Genomic DNA, 17715 nt, shown 5'->3' on the forward strand with positions numbered 1-17715 from the left:
ATGTCCAAGCTCAAGCACCTGCCGGCCAGTCCGTTCGCGCCGGCGATGCCAACATGACGCGAAGCGTTTCCACACAAAACGGCATAGAGCCGCGAAAGGGCCCGTTCAGATCATCCGATGGGGTCTCGGATTTTTCTGCTGGGAATCCTTAAAAGAGAGCCCGCGACGGAGTCGATAGGGGGCGGCTATTTTAATTACCTCTTTGAGGCGAGAATTCTTCGTGTGATCGCCAAGGGGAAAATCGATGAAAAGGAAAGCTTTGAAACCTGTCACTCTCTTCCTGTTCGTTGTCATCTTGCTAAGCATATGGACGCCGACGAGCGCCGCTGAGGAGAACCAAGAGGGGATCGGAACATGGGGTGTTGGGGCCAAGGGTTGCGGCGACTATCTCGCAGCTAGGAGAAAGCAGGACCGCTGGCTGGATACTATTTACCACCAATGGTTTCTTGGTTTTGCAACGGGTAGAAATATTTATATTTCAAACGCAAACAAATTATCTGTTGCACTCCCATTGAATGAGTTTCTGGCTTATGCTGATGAATTATGTCGCGCCAATCCGCTCACGGAATTCTTCTGGGTTGCCGAGGCACTACTTCAAGAGAAGAGTCGGAAGAAATAGTTTGCCCCGAATAAATCCGCCGCCCCGCGTGAACACTCGCTGTTCGGGGGGGGGGGGGGGGGGGCGATGCCGATAGTGTCGTTGCAGGATTTCGATCTAAGGAAGGTCTGAACAAGTGACCTTGCACAGCATCGACGCGCTCTCGAAAGAAGCGAATTGGGCGTTTTCGACCCGTCGACGCCGTGCGCCGACCTCATTCAAGCCGCCTGCGCGGTCTTTGCGCCTCGTTTCAGGCCACATTGCCAACTTTCGGGCGAACTTGTCCGTCCAGTACCAGCAAGGCTCGGCGCGCCATCCACAGGTTCGACAGCGCAAACAGCGTCCTCAGCTGCGCAGTGTTCTTCGCCAGACCGCGGTAGCGCACCTTCACGTGCCCGAACTGCCGCTTGATGAGACGGAACGGGTGTTCGACCTTGGCTCGGATGCTGGCCTTCAGACGCTCGAGTTGCTCGACCAGCGCATCGACCTTGCGCGTCTTGTCCAGCGCGCGGCGTTTGCCAGGGCGCATACCCACGTGCCACTGCACGTCTTCGCGCGCGTCGGGCCGCTTGGCCGCTCCCTGGTAGCCCGCGTCGCCGAAGGCGTGGGTCTCCTCGCCGTGCAGCAGGCCGTTGGCCTCGACCACGTCGTTGACGTTGGCCGCCGTGCCCTTGACGGTGTGCACCAGCCCACTGTCGGCGTCCACGCCAATGTGCGCCTTCATCCCGAAGTACCACTGGTTGCCCTTCTTCGTCTGGTGCATTTCCGGGTCGCGCTGCCCGCGGTCGTTCTTGGTCGAGCTCGGTGCGGCGATCAGCGTGGCGTCAACGACGGTGCCTGCCTTGAGCAGCAGGCCCTTGGCGTGCAGCATCTCGTTGACGGTGTGCAGGATCTGCTCGGCGAGCTTGTGCTTCTCCAGCAGGTGACGAAAGCGCAGGATCGTGCTCTCGTCAGGAAGACGCGTCTCGAAGTTCAACCCTGCGAACTCGCGAAACAGCGGCACGTCGTGCAGCGCCTCTTCCATCGCCGGGTCGCTGAGCGTGAACCACTGCTGCATGAAGTGGATGCGCAGCATCGTGCGCACCGAAAACGGCGGGCGGCCGCGGCGGCCCTCGGGCGCATGCGGCGCGATCAGCGCTTCCAGCGCCGCCCATGGCACCACGCGCTCCATCTGCGCCAGGAATTCGCGCCTGCGTGTGCGCTTGGTGCTCAGGTTCAGTCCGAGTTCAGCTTGCTGCATGCTCGCCATCATCGCCGCTCTTCACCGCCCGCGGTAGCAGACTTGCCCGGGAGTTATGCAGACCTTCCTTAGCAGACGCCAACTTCCGTGAGCCCGATGAACCTCACCCTGCGGTTCCTGCTGGAACTCGCCGCGCTGGCGGCCTTGGCGGTCTGGGGTGCGCGCGCCGGAGCCACGCCGTTGACGGCTGTCGTGCTGGCCATCGCGGCACCGCTCGCTGCGGCCGTACTATGGGGCGCGCTCGTGTCACCAAAGGCGTGGGTCGCGGCGGGCTGGCCGGTGCGACTGGGCGTCGAACTCGCCGTCTTTGGCGCCGCGGTGGCCGGGCTCGCGGCTGCGGGCCTGCCCGAGATGGCAGCGGCGCTCGCAGCGGTCGTGCTCGTGCACGAGGGCTGGCGGGCCGCCGAGGTGCGTCGGCGCGCGGGTTGATGGCCACTGCAGCGGCTGGCACGGCAGATCACGGTCTCGCTGAGGTGTCGACCATGGATTGCCTTCGCATCGCGATCCTCGGCAACGCCGGTTCCGGCAAGTCCACCCTCGCGCGCCACCTGGCCGCGCGGCACGGCGTGCGGGTGCTGGACCTCGACACCGTCGCGTGGCAGCCCGGCGCGCCGGCGCAGCCGCGGCCCGACGCGCAGGCGATCGACGACGTGCGCGCGTTCTGCCGGCAGCACGCGCAGTGGGTGGTCGAGGGCTGCTACGCGCACCTCGTCGACGCGGCGCTGGCCTTCGGCCCGCGGCTCGTGTTCCTGAACCCCGGCACCGCGGCGTGCCTCGCGCACTGCCGCGCACGGCCGTGGGAGCCGCACAAGTACGCCTCGCAGGCCGAGCAGGACGCGAACCTGCCCTTGCTGCTCGACTGGGTCGCCGCCTACGACACGCGCGAGGGGCCGCTGTCGCTGGCGGCGCACCGGCGCTGCTTCGACGGCTACGCCGGGCCCAAGCGCGAGTTCACGGCGCCGCTCGATCTGGGCGCGCCGTTGCCGACGCTGCTGGAACGGGCGGGCTGACGCGCCGCGGCCGCAGTCCCGCCCTGTCGTGCCCGGCGCGCCAAACGCGCCACCGGGGGAACCGCGACAATGCGCACCACCGCCCGCCCGACAAGCCGCTGCCGATGAAGCTCGCCACCTGGAACGTCAACTCGCTCGCGGTGCGGCTGCCGCAGCTGCTCGCGTGGCTGGCCGCGAACCCGGTCGACGCGATCGCGCTGCAGGAAACCAAGCTCACCGACGACAAGTTCCCCGCCGCCGAGATCGAGGCCGCGGGCTACCGCGCGCAGTGGTTCGGCCAGCGCACCTACAACGGCGTCGCGCTGCTGACGAAGGCCGGCGCGGGTGACGCCACCGACGTCGTGCGCAACATCCCCGGCTTCGACGACGACCAGGCGCGCGTGATCGCGGCCACCGTCGGCGGCGTGCGGCTGATCGACGCCTACTTCCCCAACGGCCAGGCGCCGGGCAGCGACAAGTTCGCCTACAAGCTGCGCTGGATCGAGGCGCTGCGCGACTGGGTCAAGGCCGAACTCGCCGCACACCCGCAGCTCGTGCTGCTCGGCGACTTCAACATCGCGCCCGAGGACCGCGACGTCTACGACCCCGTCGCGTGGGCCGGGCAGATCCACTGCACCGACGAGGAGCGCGCGCACTTCCGCGAGCTGCTCGGCGTGGGCCTCGTCGACGCGTTCCGCCTGTTCGAGCAGCCGCCCAAGAGCTGGACGTGGTGGGACTACCGCAACCTCGCGTTCCGCAAGAACCAGGGCCTGCGCATCGACCACGTGCTGGTCAGCGAGGCGCTGCGGCCGCGGGTGACGGCGTGCACGATCGACAAGGCGCCGCGCAAGGCCGAGCGGCCGAGCGACCACGCGCCGGTGATCGTCGAGTTGGCCGTCTGAACGCACGCCGCCGGGCGCGCGCCCGGCTCACTCGTCGTCGAGGCCCAGCTCCTGGATCTTGCGCGTGATCGTGTTGCGGCCGATGCCGAGCTTCTGCGCCGCCTCGATGCGGCGGCCGCGCGTGACCTCGAGCGCGGTACGGATCAGCCGCGCCTCGAACTGGCGCGTCAGCGCATCCCACACCTCGGGCGCGCCGGCGTGCAGCATCGCGCGCGCCTCGCGCTCGAGGTCGTGCAGCCAGCCGGGCGACGGGGCGGCAGGCTCCGCGGCCGGCTGGGGGAGCGGAGTCGGCGCGGCGACGGGCGGCGCCGCCGGCGACGGCGCGACGGCGGCCGCCTCGGCGCTGCCGGGGGCGGGTGCCGCGGCCGGCGCGGGCGCCGCCTCGCCGGGGGGCTGCAACTCGGGCGGCAGATCCTTCGGCTCGATGACCTGCGCCGGCGCCATCACGGTCAGCCAGTGGCAGATGTTCTCGAGCTGGCGCACGTTGCCCGGGAAGTCGAACGCCATCAGCCGCGCGAGCGCGGCGTCGGAGATGCGCTTGGCCTCGACGCCGAGCTCCCGGGCACTCTTGGCCAGGAAGAAGCGCGCGAGCATCGGGATGTCCTCGCGCCGCTCGCGCAGCGCGGGCAGCCGCAGGCGGATCACGTTGAGGCGGTGGAACAGGTCTTCCCGGAAGGCGCCCTGCTTGACGCGCTCCTCGAGGTTCTGGTGCGTCGCGGCGATCACGCGCACGTTGGCCTTGAGCGGCTGGTGGCCGCCGACGCGGTAGAACTGGCCGTCGGAGAGCACGCGCAGCAGCCGCGTCTGCAGGTCGAACGGCATGTCGCCGATCTCGTCGAGGAACAGCGTGCCGCCCTCGGCCTGCTCGAAGCGGCCGCGGCGCATCGTCTGTGCGCCGGTGAAGGCGCCGCGCTCGTGGCCGAAGAGCTCGCTCTCGAGCAGGTCCTTCGGGATCGCGGCGGTGTTGATCGCGACGAACGGGCCGCCCGCGCGCGGGCTGTGCCGGTGCAGCGCGCGCGCGACGAGCTCCTTGCCGGTGCCGCTCTCCCCGGTGATCAGCACCGTGACGTGGCTCTGGCTCAGCCGCCCGATGGCGCGGAACACATCCTGCATCGCCGGCGCCTGGCCGAGCATCTCGGGGGTCTCGGCCGCGCGCTCGGCCTGCACCGCCTCGCGCAGACTCTCGTCGACGGCGCGACGGATCAGCTCGACGGCCTTGGGCACGTCGAACGGCTTGGGCAGGTACTCGAAAGCGCCGCTCTGGAACGCCGACACCGCGCTGTCGAGGTCGGAGTAGGCGGTCATGATGATGACCGGCACGCGCGGCACCCGTTCCTTGACCTTGCCGAGCAGGTCGATGCCCGAGCCGCCGGGCATGCGGATGTCGCTGACGAGCACCTGCGGCTCGTCGGTGTCGAGCGCGGCGAGCACGTCGCGCGGGTTGGTGAACGAGCGCACCGGCAGCTGCTCGCGCGCCAGCGCCTTCTCGAGCACGAAGCGGATCGATTGGTCGTCGTCGACGATCCAGATGGGTTTCATTCGGTGGGGCGGTCCGCTACGGCAGGGGGATCGTGATCTTGAACACCGTGCGGCCCGGCTGGCTGTCGCACTCGATCGTGCCCTGGTGCTGCTGCACGAACGTCTGCGCCAGCGTCAGCCCCAGCCCCGACCCGCCGTCGCGCCCCGACACCAGCGGGTAGAAGATGCGATCGCGGATCGACGCCGGGATGCCCGGGCCGTTGTCCTCGATATGCAATTCCAGTGCCAAACGCCAGCGCGTCTTGCCGATCGTGACCTGGCGTGCGGCGCGCGTGCGCAGCCAGATCACCGCGTCGCCGGCGGCGCGCCGCGGCTCGAGCGCCTGCGCCGCGTTGAGCGTGATGTTGAGCACCGCCTGGATCAGCTGCTCACGGTCGCCGCGGAACTCCGGCAGCGAGATGTCGTAGTCGCGCTCGACGGCCAGCCCCTGCGGGAACTCGGCGAGCACGAGCGCACGCACGCGCTCGCAGACCTCGTGGATGTTGACGTCGCCGACCACCTGCGCCTTGCGGTGCGGCGCGAGCAGGCGGTCGACGAGGGCCTGCAGGCGGTCGGCCTCCTGCACGATGACCTGCGTGTACTCGGTGAGCTCCTTGCTGCCCAGCTCCATCTGCAGCAGCTGCGCCGAGCCGCGGATGCCGCCCAGCGGGTTCTTGATCTCGTGCGCGAGGTTGCGGATCAGCTCCTTCGTCGCCTCGACCTGGCCGAGCGTGCGCTCCTCGCGGTCCAGGCGCGTCTGCTGCTCGATCTCGATCATCTCGACGACGATGCGGTCGCCGTGCTCGGTCTGGTTGACGATGACGTGCACCGGCAGCTGGTCCGGGTGCGAGCCGGGCGGGCGCCTGACCACGGCGTCGAAGCGGCCGGTCGCATAGTCGTTGCGCGCCACGGCTGTGAGCGCGTCGCGCAGCGGCTGCCCGTCGACGAGGAAGTCGAGCACCGAGCTGCCGATGACGGCCTTGCGCGACAGCCCGACCAGCGTCTCGAACGCGGCGTTGACGAACAGGCACTGGCCGTCGGGTCGCACGACGGCGACCATCGTCGCGAGCATGTCGAACGCATCGTACGGCGGCTGGCCGGTCGTGCCCGGCAGGCGGACGAACGGCAGCGCCATCGGCGGCCTCAGTTCGGCAGCTTGTCGAGCTCGCGCTTGATCGCCGCGATGTCGCTTTCCTTGCGCTCGATCGCGGCCTTCATGCCGGCCACGCGCTCGAGGTAGCGCGCGTAGTTGCGCTCGTCGCCGCGGCGCTCGGGCTGGCCGTCGTTGTACTCGCGCTTGAGCTCGGCCAGGCGCTGCTCCTCGCGCTGCAGCTCGGCCTGCAGGATCGCGCGGCGCTCGCTGTCGCGCGCGCGCTGCTCGCCCGGATCCACGCGGCTGCCCTCGGGGCGCGCGGCGGGCGCCGGCGCCGGTGCCGCTGCCGACGCCTGCGGGCGTGGCGGCGTCGAGCGCATCACGGTGATCGGCGCGCCCTCGATCGTGCGGCAGCCCTTCTGCTTGGCTTCCTCGGGCGTCAGCGCATCGGTATAGAGGTCGGGCGGACCGGGGCAACGGTAGACGACGCCCGAGGACTGCGCCGCAGCGAGCGACGACAGCGCCCACAGCATCGCCAGCGTGGCGCCGCGCGCCACAGGTCCCAAGCGCATCATGAGTCGTTCTCCGTCCGGGGCACAGGGGCCGCGGCTGGCGCATTGTCGCGCACGGGGTGGCGGCGCATCGCCCGAAAAGCCGAACGAAAAGGGACGGCCGCGGCCGTCCCTTCGGGGCTGTGCCGGCGCGCCGCGGCAGCGGCGGCCACCGGTCACAGGCTGTAGTACATGTCGAACTCGACCGGGTGCGTCGTCATGCGGAAGCGCGTGACCTCCTGCATCTTCAGCTCGATGTAGGCGTCGATGAAGGCGTCGGTGAACACGCCGCCCTTGGTCAGGAACGCGCGGTCCTTGTCGAGGTACTCGAGCGCCTGGTCGAGGCTCGAGCACACGGTCGGGATCTTCGCGTCTTCTTCGGGCGGCAGGTGGTACAGGTCCTTGCTGGCCGCTTCGCCCGGGTGGATCTTGTTCTCGACGCCGTCGAGACCGGCCATCAGCATCGCACTGAACGCGAGGTACGGGTTGGCCGTCGGGTCCGGGAAGCGGCACTCGATGCGGCGGCCCTTCGGGTTGGCGACGTACGGGATGCGGATCGACGCCGAGCGGTTGCGCGACGAGTACGCGAGCTTGACCGGCGCCTCGAAGCCGGGCACCAGGCGCTTGTAGCTGTTGGTGCCGGGGTTCGTGATCGCGTTGAGTGCACGCGCGTGCTTGATGATGCCGCCGATGTAGTACAGCGCGAACTCGCTCAGCCCGGCGTAGCCGTCGCCGGCGAACAGGTTCTTGCCATCCTTCCACACCGACTGGTGCACGTGCATGCCGCTGCCGTTGTCACCGACGATGGGCTTGGGCATGAAGGTCGCCGTCTTGCCGTAGGCGTGCGCGACGTTGTGGATGATGTACTTCTGCAGCTGCAGCCAGTCGGCGCGCTGCACCAGCGTGCTGAACTTGGTGCCGATCTCCATCTGGCCGGCGGTGGCGACCTCGTGGTGGTGCACCTCGACCGGGATGCCCATCTGCTCGAGCAGCAGGCACATCTCGGAGCGCATGTCCTGGAAGCTGTCGATCGGCGGGACCGGGAAGTAGCCGCCCTTGACGGTCGGCCGGTGGCCGCGGTTGCCGCCTTCGTAGTCCTTGCCGGTGCTCCAGGCCGCCTCTTCCGACTCGATGCGCACGCCGCAGCCCGACATGTCGACGTGCCAGTGGATGCTGTCGAAGACGAAGAACTCGGGCTCGGGGCCGAAGTACGCCGCGTCACCGAGGCCCGAGGCTTTCATGTACGCCTCGGCGCGCTTGGCCAGCGAGCGCGGGTCGCGCTCGTAGGGCTTGCCGTCGCCCGGTTCGATGACGTCGCACGTCATGAACAGCGTCGGCTCCTCGAAGAACGGGTCGATGTTGGCGGTGTTCGGGTCGGGCATCAGCAGCATGTCCGACGCCTCGATGCCCTTCCAGCCGGCGATCGACGAGCCGTCGAAGGCGTGGCCTTCGGTGAACTTGTCTTCGTTGAACGCCGCCACGGGCACGGTGACGTGTTGTTCCTTGCCGCGGGTGTCGGTGAAGCGGAAGTCGACGAACTTGACTTCGTTGTCCTTCACCATCTTCATCACGTCGGCGACGGTCTTGGCCATCAGAAATCTCCTAGCGGGACGCTTGCAGTGGGGTGGAATCGAAAAAACTTGACGGCTCGAGGAGGACCGTGACCGGCCGTCCAAGGCGCACCAGAATCTAGCAGAAAGCATGCCCGATCCAGGGGCGCGACCCGCACGTCGTCGCACGGGTGCGCACCGCGCCTGCACACCAAAGCGGTGCCGCGCCCCGATCAAGTGCGCACCATTTCGGGGCCCAACATGACGCCCAGAACCTGCAAGCCGCTGCGCAGCTGCGCGAACGCCGCCTCGACCTCGCCGGCCGGGCCCTTGACGCCGAGCTCGATGTGACGGCCGTACTGCGGGTGATCGACGCTGGGCAAGCTGAACACGCGCACCGCCGGGTGCTCGCGCTCGACGGCCTCCATCAGCGGCGTGAGCGTGGCCTCCATCGAGCCCATCACGATCACGGAGCGTTCGGTCTGGCGCTGGCTGCCGTGCAGCGCGGCGTAGCGGCCGTCGAGCAGGCCCTCGATCATCGGCCACGCCATCACCGGAAAGCCCGGCAGGAAGTGCACGTCGCCGACCGAGAAGCCCGGAATCTTGTTGTACGGGTTCGGCACGATCGTCGCACCGCGCGGGAACACGCCCATGTTCAGGCGATGCACGTTGTCGGGGCGGTCGGGCTCGAACGGCACGCCCTGCTCCGCCGCGACGTCGCGCATGCGCTCGAGGATCAGTTCGCGCGCCTGCGGGTGCAGCTCGAGCGGCACGCCGAGCGCGGCGGCGGCGCACTGGCGCGTGTGGTCGTCGGGCGTCGCGCCGATGCCGCCGCACGAGAACACCACGTCACCGCTGGCGAACGCGTCGCGCAGCGTGGCAGTGATGCGCGCGCGGTCGTCGCCGACGAAGCGCGCCCACGCGAGCGCCAGCCCGCGCGCGCCGAGCAGCTCGATCACCTTGGACAGGTGCTTGTCCTGTCGTTTGCCCGACAGGATCTCGTCGCCGATGACGATGAGGCCGAAGTTCATGGCTGGGGTCGAGGCAGCAGCGGTGGCTCGGGCGCGGGCGGCGCGTCGCCGGCCCCGCCGGCGCTCACCGTCACGACGTCGGGCACGGGTTCGTGTTCGGCGCGCCACGCCTGCAGCGCCGCCAGCGCGTAATGGGCGAACCACAGCGCCGAGAACGCGAACACCAGCGTGTACAGCCAGATCGACAGCACCGCGAGCAGCGGCGCGAAGATCAGCGCGAGCGCGCCCATCGCCCACAGCAGCGACGGCGCCGCGCCGAGGTAGCCGGTGACCAGGCCCATGCCCAGCAGCGGCCAGCGGTGCGCGGCCAGCAGTGCGCGCCGCTCGTCGGCGCTGGCGTGCGCGGCGAGCACGTCGAACGCCAGCACGCGGTACGCGAGCCAGCCCCAGATCAGCGGCGGCAGCAGCAGCGCCAGCGGCGGCACGAACCACAGCGGCACACTCGCGGCGAGCAGTACCAGCGCCAGCACGCCCAGCGCAAGCGAACGCGCGACACCCAGCGCCAGCGGCGCACCGTGGCGGCGCTCGAGCGTCGGGAAGCGCCGCCGCGCCACCAGCGACACGAGCGCCGGCGTCATCAGCGCCGCGACGAGCAGCAGCGCGACGACGACGATCACCGGCACCGCCAGCGCGACGACGAGCAGCGGCGCCAGCAGCGCGCGCAAGCCGCCTGCACCGAGCGACTCGAGCCACTGGAACAGCGCCGCGGTCAATGCCCAGCCGTCGAGCGTGGCGCGCACGCCGGCCACCGCCGCCTCCCAGTAGAAGTAACCGAGCGCCAGCGTCGCCGCCGACGCCAGCAGCAGCGGCAGCAGCGACCACAGCACCACGCGCGGGTGCAGGCAGTAGGCGGTGGCGCGCCAGAAGGCGTCGAACAGCGCAGACATCGGCGCGAGGATACGCCACGCGCCCCGGCGCACGCACTTGTGACCGGCGGTGACGCCGCAGCGCGGCGCGCAGCATCTGGTTGCATCCCGCACCCTCAAGACGGAACCGCGACTGCCGAGCGCGACTCGACAATGCGCCATGCTCGTCGCCACCGATGTGCACCTGCCCACGCTGATGCTCGCCGCCGCCGGCGTGGCACTGCTGTGCGCGGCGGTGACGAGCGCGATGCTGGCCGGACAGCCGCAGGCCCGTGGCCGCGGTGCGTGGAGCGCCGCGCAGTGGCTCGCCGCGGTCGGGCTCGCGGCCTTCGCGCTCACCGGCGGCGGCATGCCGGCGTCGACACTCGGCGCCGTGCTGCTGCTCGTCTGGCCGGTGCTCGTCGTGCTCGGCGTGCGCCGCTTCCACGGCCGTCAGCCCCCGCCGATCCACCCGGGCTTCGACGCCGGCGTGCTCGCGATCGCGCTGCTGGTGGCGCTGGCCGACGGCGCCACGCACGCGCCCGGCACCGCGTGGCTCGGCGCGATGACGGTGGTGCACGCCCATGCCGCGTGGGTGCTGTTCGGGGCACCGGCACGTCGCCACAGCGCGGCGCTGCGCCGGCTGGTGGCCCTGGTCGGCAGCGCGGCGGCCGTGCACGGCACGACGTGGGTCGCGAGTCTGGTCCACGACCCTGCGGTGCCCGGCGCACCCGTCGCGCTGTCGATGCTCGCCAGCGCGCTGAGCGTCGCGGCGATGGCGTTCGCGACGATGGGGCTGACGCACGAGCGCACCGTCGACGAACTGCGCGAGTCACGCCGGCGGCTGCGCTACCTGGCCAACATCGACATGCTCACGCAGGTGCCCAACCGCCGCCACTTCGGCGAGCTGGCGCGGCGCGTGCTGCAGTCGGCCGGCGGCCGCAGCGCGGCGGTGCTGATGTTCGACATCGACCATTTCAAGCGCATCAACGACGAGCTCGGCCATGCCGCGGGCGACCGCGCGCTGCGCCTCGTCGCGCGCTGCGTGCAGGAGACGCTGCGCGCCGACGACGTCGCCGGCCGCCACGGCGGCGACGAGTTCGCGCTGCTGCTGCCGCGCACCGACCTGCGCGACGCGATGGCGGTGGCCACGCGCATCGTGCAGCGTGCGCAGCGTCTGGCCCGCGAGCACGGCACGCCGCAGCTGTCGCTGAGTTTCGGTGTCGTGCAGATGCGCGACGACGAGTCGCTCGACGAGGCGCTGCGCCGCGCCGATCAGGCACTGTACGAGGCCAAGCGCCAGGGCCGCGGGCGCGCCGTCAGCGCCGACGGCGACGAGCTGCACCCGGTATTCGTCGAAAGCCGGCGGCTCGGCCTCGTGTAGCGCGGCAGACGGCGAGCACCGGCAGTGCTCCCGCCGAGCACGGCGCCGGGGCTTGGCGCCGCGGCGCTCGCCCCTGGGCCTCGCAGAGCTCGGCCCCTTCGCGCCGTCCAAGCCCGCGCAGGCCAAGCCCGGCGGCTCCACGCCCGCCTGCGCGGGCGTGGACCGGGCGAGGGCCCGCTGCGTCCCCGCAGCGGGCCGGGGCGTGGAGCCGCGGCGCTTGCCCCTGGGCCTCGCAGAGCTCGGCCCCTTCGCGCCGTCCAAGCCCGCGCAGGCGGGCTTGGAGCCGCGGCGCTCAGCCCAGCAGGTTGGCCAGGGTCAGCAGTGCGAGCAGCAGCAGCCACAGCGCGACACCGCGCCACACCAGCGCGACGACGCTTTGCAGGTGGCCCAGCTGCGGCGGCACGCCGGGCGTCGAGCCCGAGGCGCCCGCCGCCTCGACGCCCGCGCCGCGCGTGAACGTCTTCGAGCGGTCGGGCGTGACGCCCGGCGCGGCGCTGCCGCCGAGCTGCACCCCGACGGCGCCGGCCGCGGCGGCGAGGATGACACCTTCGTTGGGGTGGGCCCATAGCATCGCATCGCGCCGCCAGCCGCCGACGGCTTCCTCGAAGTTGCCGACGACGGCGAAGCCGAACGCCGTCAACCGCGCCGGCACGTGATCGACGATGCCGAACAGGCGCTGCGACAGCTCGCGCAGCCGCTCGTTGACCGGCACGTCGAGGGTGCGGCTGCGAAATGCCCAGTAGCGGCTCGCGAACTCGGCCATGCGGTACAGCACCGCCCCCGCCGGGCCGAGACCGAGCGCCGACAGCACGACGAACCAGAAGAAGACGCCGAAGACGTGGCGGTGCGCGGCCAGCAGCGCATGCTCGATCACGTGGCGCAGCAGCTCGGTGCGCGGCAGCTCGCTCGCGTCGAGGTGGCGCCACTCGGCCAGCAGCGCACGGGCGCCGGCTTCGTCGCCGCGTTCGAGGCAGTCGCGGATGCCGGTGAAGTAGTGACTGAACTGGCGAAAGCCCAGCGTGACGTACAGCACCGCGACGTCGAACGCCAGCGCGGCGAGCAGGCTCCACGACGCGAGCAGCAGGTGCACCGCGGCGGCCAGCAGCGCCGGCAGCACCACGGCGATGGTCCACACCAGCACCGCGTGGTGGGCGCGGCCCGCGTCGAAGTTGCGACCGGTTCCGCCGACCCATCCGATCAGCGCGTCGTGCACGCGGTTGTCGCGCGGCAGCGGCTTGAGCTGCTCGAGCACGAGCGCAATGACGACGGCCAGCAGACTCATCGCAGGCGATGATACCGGCGCGCCTGTCGCGCTCAGGCCGCGTCGGCGAGGAAGCGGTAGAGGTTGCGCAGCATCGCTGCCGTCGCGCCCCAGATGAAGTAGCGCCGTGCGACGCCGTCGGCGCCGGTCGCGGTCCACGGCATCGACAGGAACTGCCGCTGCTGCCCGCCGAACTCGAACGCATGCCGCCGGTGGTGCGCGGGCGTCATCAGGAACGGCAGCGGCACCTCGAACACCTCGTCCACCTCGAACGGGTCCGGCGCGAGTTCGAAGCCGGGGCGCACCAGCGCGACGACGGGCGTGACGCGAAACGCCGTGATCGTCGTGTAGACCGGCAGCGTGCCGACGACCTCGACGTGCGACGGCGCCAGCCCGACCTCCTCGTGCGCCTCGCGCAGCGCGGCGGCCACGGCGTCGGCGTCGCTGTCTTCCTGGCGACCACCGGGAAAGCTGATCTGCCCGGCGTGGTCGCGCAGGTGCGCGGTGCGCCGCGTCAGCAGCACCGACAGGTGCTCGTCGCGCTCGACGAGCGGCACCAGCACCGCCGCCGGTGCCGGCGCGCGGTCCAGCAGCACGCGCGCGTCGCCGGCGATCTCGGGCTGCCAGTCGCGCCCGCAGGCGAAACGCGCACGCACCGCCGGCGCGCACAGGCGCTGCGGCGGGATCGCAGGCAGGTGGTGGTCGGTGCCGACGACGGGCACCGCTTCGGGGTCGGTGATGCGCGGCGTGGTCACGTCGCGCTCACGCCGCCCGCGGCATCAGGCGAGCTTTTCCTTGATGCGCGCCGACTTGCCGCTGCGCTGGCGCAGGTAGTACAGCTTGGCGCGGCGCACGTCGCCCCGGCGCTTGACCTCGATGCTCGCGATCAGCGGGCTGTACAGCTGGAACGTACGCTCGACGCCCTCGCCGCTGGAGATCTTGCGCACGATGAAGCTGCTGTTCAGCCCGCGGTTGCGCTTGGCGATGACGACGCCTTCGTAGGCCTGCACGCGCTTGCGGTTGCCTTCGACGACGTTGACGTTGACCACCACCGTGTCGCCAGGGGCGAATTCAGGGATGGTCTTGTTCAGGCGAGCGATTTCTTCCTGCTCGAGGGTGGCGATCAGATCCATGGGGGCTCCGAGGCGATCGTGCGGGCGGCTGTGAATGGATCGTTCGGTACCGCAACGACGGGTACCGGGCGCACGCCTCTTTGCAGGCATGCACCGTGGTGACCCGCAGAGGATCGCAAAACCCGCGATTATAGGGACAAACCGAGCGACGACAGGAAGCGCTCGTCATCGGCGTCGAGCCGGCCCTGCGCGCGCGCCGCGGCGATCAGGTCGGGGCGGCGGCGCGCCGTGGTCTCGAGCGCACGCTCACGCCGCCAGCGCGCGATGCGCGCGTGGTGTCCCGACAGCAGCACGGGCGGCACGGCGAGCTCGCCGCGGCGGGTCGCGAGCACCTCGGGCCGCGTGTAGTGGGGGCCTTCGAGCAGACCGCCAGCGTCGAAGCTGTCGTCGGCGTGCGACTGCTCGTCGCCGAGCACGCCCGGCTGCAGGCGCGCGACGGCGTCCAGCAGGACCAGCGCGGGCAGCTCGCCGCCGGAGAGCACGAAGTCGCCCAGGCTGATCTCGAGGTCGACCTCGGTGTCGATCAGGCGCTGATCGATGCCCTCGTACCGGCCGCACAGCAGCACGGCGCCGGCACCGGAGGCGATCTCGCGCACCAGCGCCTGGTCGAGCCGCCGGCCGGTCGGCGTGAAGTGCACCACCGGCGCTGCTGCGGCCTCGCCGGCGGCACTGCGCGCGGCGCGCACGTCGGCCAGCGCGCGCTGCAGCGGCTGCGCCAGCATCACCATGCCCGGGCCGCCGCCGAAGGGGCGATCGTCGACGCGGTGGTACGGGCCCTCGCCGTAGTCGCGCAGCGGCCACAGCCGCACCTGCACCGGCCCCCCGGCGTCGAAGGCCCGGCGCGTGACGCCGAGCTGCAGGTGCGGCGCGAACAGCTCGGGAAACAATGTGACGACGTCGAAGCGCATCGGCGCGGGGCACCGCTCAATAGTCGAGCGACCAGTCGACGCGGATGCGCCGGGCCGCGACGTCGACGTCGTCGACGTAGGCCGCAACGAAGGGAATCAGCCGCTCTTCGGCCTGCGGGTCGTCGGGGCGCACCTGCAGCACGGCGTGCGGCCCGAGGTCCATCAGCGCGTGGACCTGCCCGAGGTCCACGCCGTCACGGTTGACGACACGCGCGCCGATCAGGTCGACCCAGTAATACTCGCCGGCTTGCGGCGTCGGGAAGCTGGCGCGCGAGACGAACACGCGTGCGCCGCGCAGCGCCTCGGCGGCATCGCGGTCGGCGACGCCCTCGGCACTGGCGACGATGGCCTGGCCGTGCTCACGCGCCGACGTGATGCGCAGCAGCACGGGCAGCGGCGCCGCGGCGCGCGGCCCTTCGGGTGGACGCAGGAACCAGCGCCGCGAGCCGAACAGCGCCTGCGGCGAAGCCGCGTACGGCTGCACGCGCAAGGCGCCTCTGACGCCCCACGCGCCGGCGATGCGGCCGACTTCGACCGCGTCGTCGGGAAACGGGGGCATGTCGTCGTCAGTCGGCGCGGCCATCGTCCGCTCGCGCCCGCGCCGGCGGGGGAATCGCCGTTCGATGTCGGGGTCAGGCCGCGGCCTTGGCCTTCGCGACCAGGCGCGCCACGGTGGGCGACAGCTGCGCGCCGACGCCGGTCCAGTAACCGATGCGGTCCATCGCCACGCGCAGGCCTTCCTCGTTGGCCGCAGCCACCGGGTTGTAGAAGCCCACGCGCTCGATGAAGCGCCCGTCGCGGCGCGAACGCGCGTCGGCGACGACGATGTTGTAGAAGGGGCGCTTCTTCGCGCCGCCGCGTGCGAGTCGGATGACGACCATGAACGAAACCTCGAAGTGTTCGATGCATCCGCCGCGCCAGGAGACACGCAGGCCGGCCGGATCGGTTCCGCAGCCGGCGCTCGACGCCGGCTCGCGGGCAGGCTCGGTGCCGTAGATACGCCGCCGGCCGTTGTCTGCCGGGGCCGTCACCGAAACCGCACATTATAGACTCGCGCAGCTTCCTCACTGCGCCAGCGATGCCCGCCTTGCTGATCCGCCCGAGCCGCGACGACGACGTCGAGCACGTCACCGCGATCTATGCCCACCACGTGCGGCACGGCACCGGCACGTTCGAGCTCGACGCGCCCGACGCCGGCGAGATCGCGCGCCGGCGCGACGACGTGCTGGCCAAGGGCCTGCCTTGGCTGGTGGCCGAATCGGCCGGGCGGGTCGTCGGCTACGCCTACGCGAACCTCTTCCGGCCGCGGCGCGCGTACCGCTTCTGCGTCGAGGACTCGATCTACCTGCACCCCGACGCCGCCGGACGAGGCATCGGTCGCGCGCTGCTGGCCGAGCTGGTCGCGCGCTGCACCGCCGCCGGTGCGCGGCAGATGCTGGCCGTGATCGGCGACAGCGCCAACGCCGCGTCGATCGGCGTGCACCGCGCATGCGGCTTCGCGCACTGCGGCCGCTTCGAGGCCGCGGGCTGGAAGTTCGACCGCTGGATCGACGTCGTGCTGATGCAGCGCGCGCTCGGCGAAGGCGCCCGCACCCCGCCTCTGGAGCGCGCATGAGTGCGCCGACCCACCACCGCTCGAAGACGCTGGCCACGTGGATCGCCGTCGTCGGCGGCGCGCTCGGCCTGCACCGCTTCTATCTGCACGGCTTTCGCGACGTCGTCGGCTGGCTGCACCCGCTGCCGACCCTGCTCGGGCTGTGGGGCGTGCTGCGCGTGCAGACCTACGGCCAGGACGACCGCCTCGCGTGGGTGCTGCTGCCGCTGCTCGGCGTGATGGTCACGGTGGCCATGCTCAGTGCCATCGTCTACGGCCTGACTCCCGACGAGAAGTGGGCCGCGCGCTTCTACCCGGGCGAGCCGGTGCAGCCCACCGGCTGGGGGCCGGTGCTCGGCGTCGTCGTCGCGCTGATGCTCGGCGCCGCCGCGCTGATGAGCACGATCGCCTACAGCGGCCAGCGCTACTTCGAGTGGCAGATCGAGCGCTCGCGCGCCGACAGCCGCTGAACCAGCGCCTCGAGCGCGTCGTCGTCGCACGTGTAGTCGGTGTGCTCGGCGTCGACGACGAGCACCGGCAGCTGCGGGTGGCGTGCGAAGTGCTCGACGTAGGCCTGCTGGATGTGCTCGACGTAGTCGGCCGTGATGCCCTGCTCCATCGCGATGCCGCGACGTGCGATGCGCGCCAGCAGCGTCGGCGTCGACGCCTGCAGCCACACGACGACGTCGGGCGGCGGCAGCGCCGGCGCCAGTGCGCGGGCCACCTGCACGTACAGGCGGTGGTCGTCGTCGGTGAGCGTCAGGCGCGCGAACAGTGCGTCCTTGTCGAACATGAAGTCGCTGACCACGCGCGGCGCGAACATGCCCGGCTGCGCCAGCTCGCGCGCCTGCTCGACGCGCTGGAACAGGAACGCCAGCTGCGCCTGCAGCGCGTAGCGCGCGCCCTCGGCGTAGAAGCGCTCGAGGAACGGGTTGTCCTGCGGGCGCTCGAGCAGCGCGTGCGCACCGAGCCGCTGCGCGAGCCGGCGCGCCAGCGTCGTCTTGCCCGCCCCGATCGGCCCTTCGATCGCGATGTGGCGCAGCGCTGCGCTCACCGCGCCGCCCTCCGCGCGCCGGCGGGCCGCCTCCGCGCCAGCCGCAGGTGCTGCCGGTGCCGCG

At 71.1% G+C, this 17715-nt stretch carries 21 protein-coding genes; 7 read left to right on the forward strand and 14 right to left on the reverse strand.

The window, feature by feature from the left end:
* The first annotated feature begins 244 nt into the window (after window positions 1–244).
* Window positions 245–619: a hypothetical protein gene (locus MOJ79_RS10530; protein WP_241924127.1), complete on the forward strand. Its 375-nt coding sequence runs from the start codon at window positions 245–247 to the stop codon at window positions 617–619.
* 229 nt (window positions 620–848) lie between these two features.
* On the opposite strand, the gene MOJ79_RS10535 is transcribed toward MOJ79_RS10530, so the two are convergent.
* The gene (locus tag MOJ79_RS10535) at window positions 849–1838 is read right to left on the reverse strand and encodes an IS5 family transposase (protein ID WP_241924128.1); all 990 of its coding nucleotides are present in this window, start codon (window positions 1836–1838) and stop codon (window positions 849–851) included.
* Window positions 1839–1934: 96 nt separating this feature from the next.
* Between MOJ79_RS10535 and MOJ79_RS10540 the strand changes: the two genes are divergently transcribed.
* The 3 genes from MOJ79_RS10540 (at window position 1935) to MOJ79_RS10550 (ending at window position 3729) form a co-directional block, all read left to right on the forward strand.
* The gene (locus MOJ79_RS10540; RefSeq protein ID WP_241924129.1) at window positions 1935–2267 is read left to right on the forward strand and encodes a DUF2568 domain-containing protein; all 333 of its coding nucleotides are present in this window, start codon (window positions 1935–1937) and stop codon (window positions 2265–2267) included.
* A 53-nt stretch (window positions 2268–2320) separates the two neighbouring features.
* Window positions 2321–2848 (forward strand): AAA family ATPase, encoded by a 528-nt coding sequence (locus tag MOJ79_RS10545; protein ID WP_241924130.1) that lies wholly within the window; start codon window positions 2321–2323, stop codon window positions 2846–2848.
* A gap of 104 nt (window positions 2849–2952) precedes the next feature.
* Window positions 2953–3729: an exodeoxyribonuclease III gene (locus tag MOJ79_RS10550; protein ID WP_241924131.1), complete on the forward strand. Its 777-nt coding sequence runs from the start codon at window positions 2953–2955 to the stop codon at window positions 3727–3729.
* Between the two features lie 27 nt (window positions 3730–3756).
* Here MOJ79_RS10550 and ntrC read toward each other — a convergent pair whose 3' ends face one another.
* From ntrC to MOJ79_RS10580, 6 genes are all read right to left on the reverse strand, one after another.
* Window positions 3757–5268, reverse strand: coding sequence for a nitrogen regulation protein NR(I) (gene ntrC, locus MOJ79_RS10555; RefSeq protein WP_241924132.1), 1512 nt, complete (start codon window positions 5266–5268; stop codon window positions 3757–3759).
* A 16-nt stretch (window positions 5269–5284) separates the two neighbouring features.
* Window positions 5285–6382 carry a nitrogen regulation protein NR(II) gene (gene glnL, locus MOJ79_RS10560; protein ID WP_241924133.1) on the reverse strand — a complete coding sequence of 366 codons (1098 nt, stop codon included), beginning with the start codon at window positions 6380–6382 and terminating at the stop codon, window positions 5285–5287.
* 8 nt (window positions 6383–6390) lie between these two features.
* Complete coding sequence (locus MOJ79_RS10565) at window positions 6391–6915, reverse strand: hypothetical protein (RefSeq protein ID WP_241924134.1); 525 nt, start codon at window positions 6913–6915, stop codon at window positions 6391–6393.
* 152 nt (window positions 6916–7067) lie between these two features.
* The gene (gene glnA / locus MOJ79_RS10570) at window positions 7068–8483 is read right to left on the reverse strand and encodes a type I glutamate--ammonia ligase (RefSeq protein ID WP_241924135.1); all 1416 of its coding nucleotides are present in this window, start codon (window positions 8481–8483) and stop codon (window positions 7068–7070) included.
* Window positions 8484–8674: 191 nt separating this feature from the next.
* Window positions 8675–9472: a competence/damage-inducible protein A gene (locus tag MOJ79_RS10575; RefSeq protein WP_241924136.1), complete on the reverse strand. Its 798-nt coding sequence runs from the start codon at window positions 9470–9472 to the stop codon at window positions 8675–8677.
* On the reverse strand, window positions 9469–10359 hold the full coding sequence (locus MOJ79_RS10580) for an EI24 domain-containing protein (RefSeq protein ID WP_241924137.1): 891 nt from the start codon (window positions 10357–10359) through the stop codon (window positions 9469–9471). Before MOJ79_RS10580 ends, MOJ79_RS10575 begins: the two co-directional genes overlap by 4 nt.
* A gap of 139 nt (window positions 10360–10498) precedes the next feature.
* Here MOJ79_RS10580 and MOJ79_RS10585 point away from each other — a divergent pair, with 139 nt between their 5' ends.
* Entirely contained in the window at window positions 10499–11701 is a 1203-nt protein-coding gene (locus MOJ79_RS10585) for a GGDEF domain-containing protein (protein ID WP_241924138.1), read from the forward strand.
* Between the two features lie 292 nt (window positions 11702–11993).
* Here the strand turns inward: MOJ79_RS10585 and MOJ79_RS10590 are convergent, their stop codons facing one another.
* The 6 genes from MOJ79_RS10590 to rpsP all read right to left on the reverse strand — a co-directional run bounded on the left by MOJ79_RS10590 (window position 11994) and on the right by rpsP (window position 15884).
* Window positions 11994–12983 carry a CobD/CbiB family protein gene (locus MOJ79_RS10590; RefSeq protein ID WP_241924139.1) on the reverse strand — a complete coding sequence of 330 codons (990 nt, stop codon included), beginning with the start codon at window positions 12981–12983 and terminating at the stop codon, window positions 11994–11996.
* A 32-nt stretch (window positions 12984–13015) separates the two neighbouring features.
* Window positions 13016–13717 (reverse strand): CoA pyrophosphatase, encoded by a 702-nt coding sequence (locus MOJ79_RS10595; protein ID WP_241924140.1) that lies wholly within the window; start codon window positions 13715–13717, stop codon window positions 13016–13018.
* Window positions 13718–13741: 24 nt separating this feature from the next.
* Window positions 13742–14095 carry a 50S ribosomal protein L19 gene (gene rplS, locus MOJ79_RS10600; RefSeq protein WP_119292712.1) on the reverse strand — a complete coding sequence of 118 codons (354 nt, stop codon included), beginning with the start codon at window positions 14093–14095 and terminating at the stop codon, window positions 13742–13744.
* A gap of 128 nt (window positions 14096–14223) precedes the next feature.
* On the reverse strand, window positions 14224–15003 hold the full coding sequence (gene trmD / locus MOJ79_RS10605; RefSeq protein WP_119292710.1) for a tRNA (guanosine(37)-N1)-methyltransferase TrmD: 780 nt from the start codon (window positions 15001–15003) through the stop codon (window positions 14224–14226).
* Window positions 15004–15019: 16 nt separating this feature from the next.
* Complete coding sequence (gene rimM, locus MOJ79_RS10610) at window positions 15020–15586, reverse strand: ribosome maturation factor RimM (RefSeq protein ID WP_241924141.1); 567 nt, start codon at window positions 15584–15586, stop codon at window positions 15020–15022.
* 49 nt (window positions 15587–15635) lie between these two features.
* Window positions 15636–15884, reverse strand: coding sequence for a 30S ribosomal protein S16 (gene rpsP, locus MOJ79_RS10615; protein WP_119292744.1), 249 nt, complete (start codon window positions 15882–15884; stop codon window positions 15636–15638).
* A 197-nt stretch (window positions 15885–16081) separates the two neighbouring features.
* On the opposite strand from rpsP, the gene MOJ79_RS10620 reads away from it, so the two are divergent.
* Together MOJ79_RS10620 and MOJ79_RS10625 are read left to right on the forward strand one after the other, a co-directional pair.
* A complete protein-coding gene (locus tag MOJ79_RS10620) occupies window positions 16082–16618 on the forward strand; it encodes a GNAT family N-acetyltransferase (protein WP_241924142.1) in 537 nt (178 codons plus the stop codon).
* Window positions 16615–17067: a hypothetical protein gene (locus MOJ79_RS10625; protein ID WP_241924143.1), complete on the forward strand. Its 453-nt coding sequence runs from the start codon at window positions 16615–16617 to the stop codon at window positions 17065–17067. The genes MOJ79_RS10620 and MOJ79_RS10625 overlap by 4 nt, the downstream gene beginning before the upstream one ends.
* Here the strand turns inward: MOJ79_RS10625 and MOJ79_RS10630 are convergent.
* Complete coding sequence (locus MOJ79_RS10630; protein WP_241924144.1) at window positions 17022–17651, reverse strand: deoxynucleoside kinase; 630 nt, start codon at window positions 17649–17651, stop codon at window positions 17022–17024. The genes MOJ79_RS10625 and MOJ79_RS10630 overlap by 46 nt on opposite strands.
* Window positions 17652–17715: the final 64 nt, after the last annotated feature.

Origin of the sequence: Calidifontimicrobium sp. SYSU G02091, from assembly GCF_022631395.1 — a bacterium.
GTDB classification, from domain to species: domain Bacteria; phylum Pseudomonadota; class Gammaproteobacteria; order Burkholderiales; family Burkholderiaceae_C; genus Calidifontimicrobium; species Calidifontimicrobium sediminis.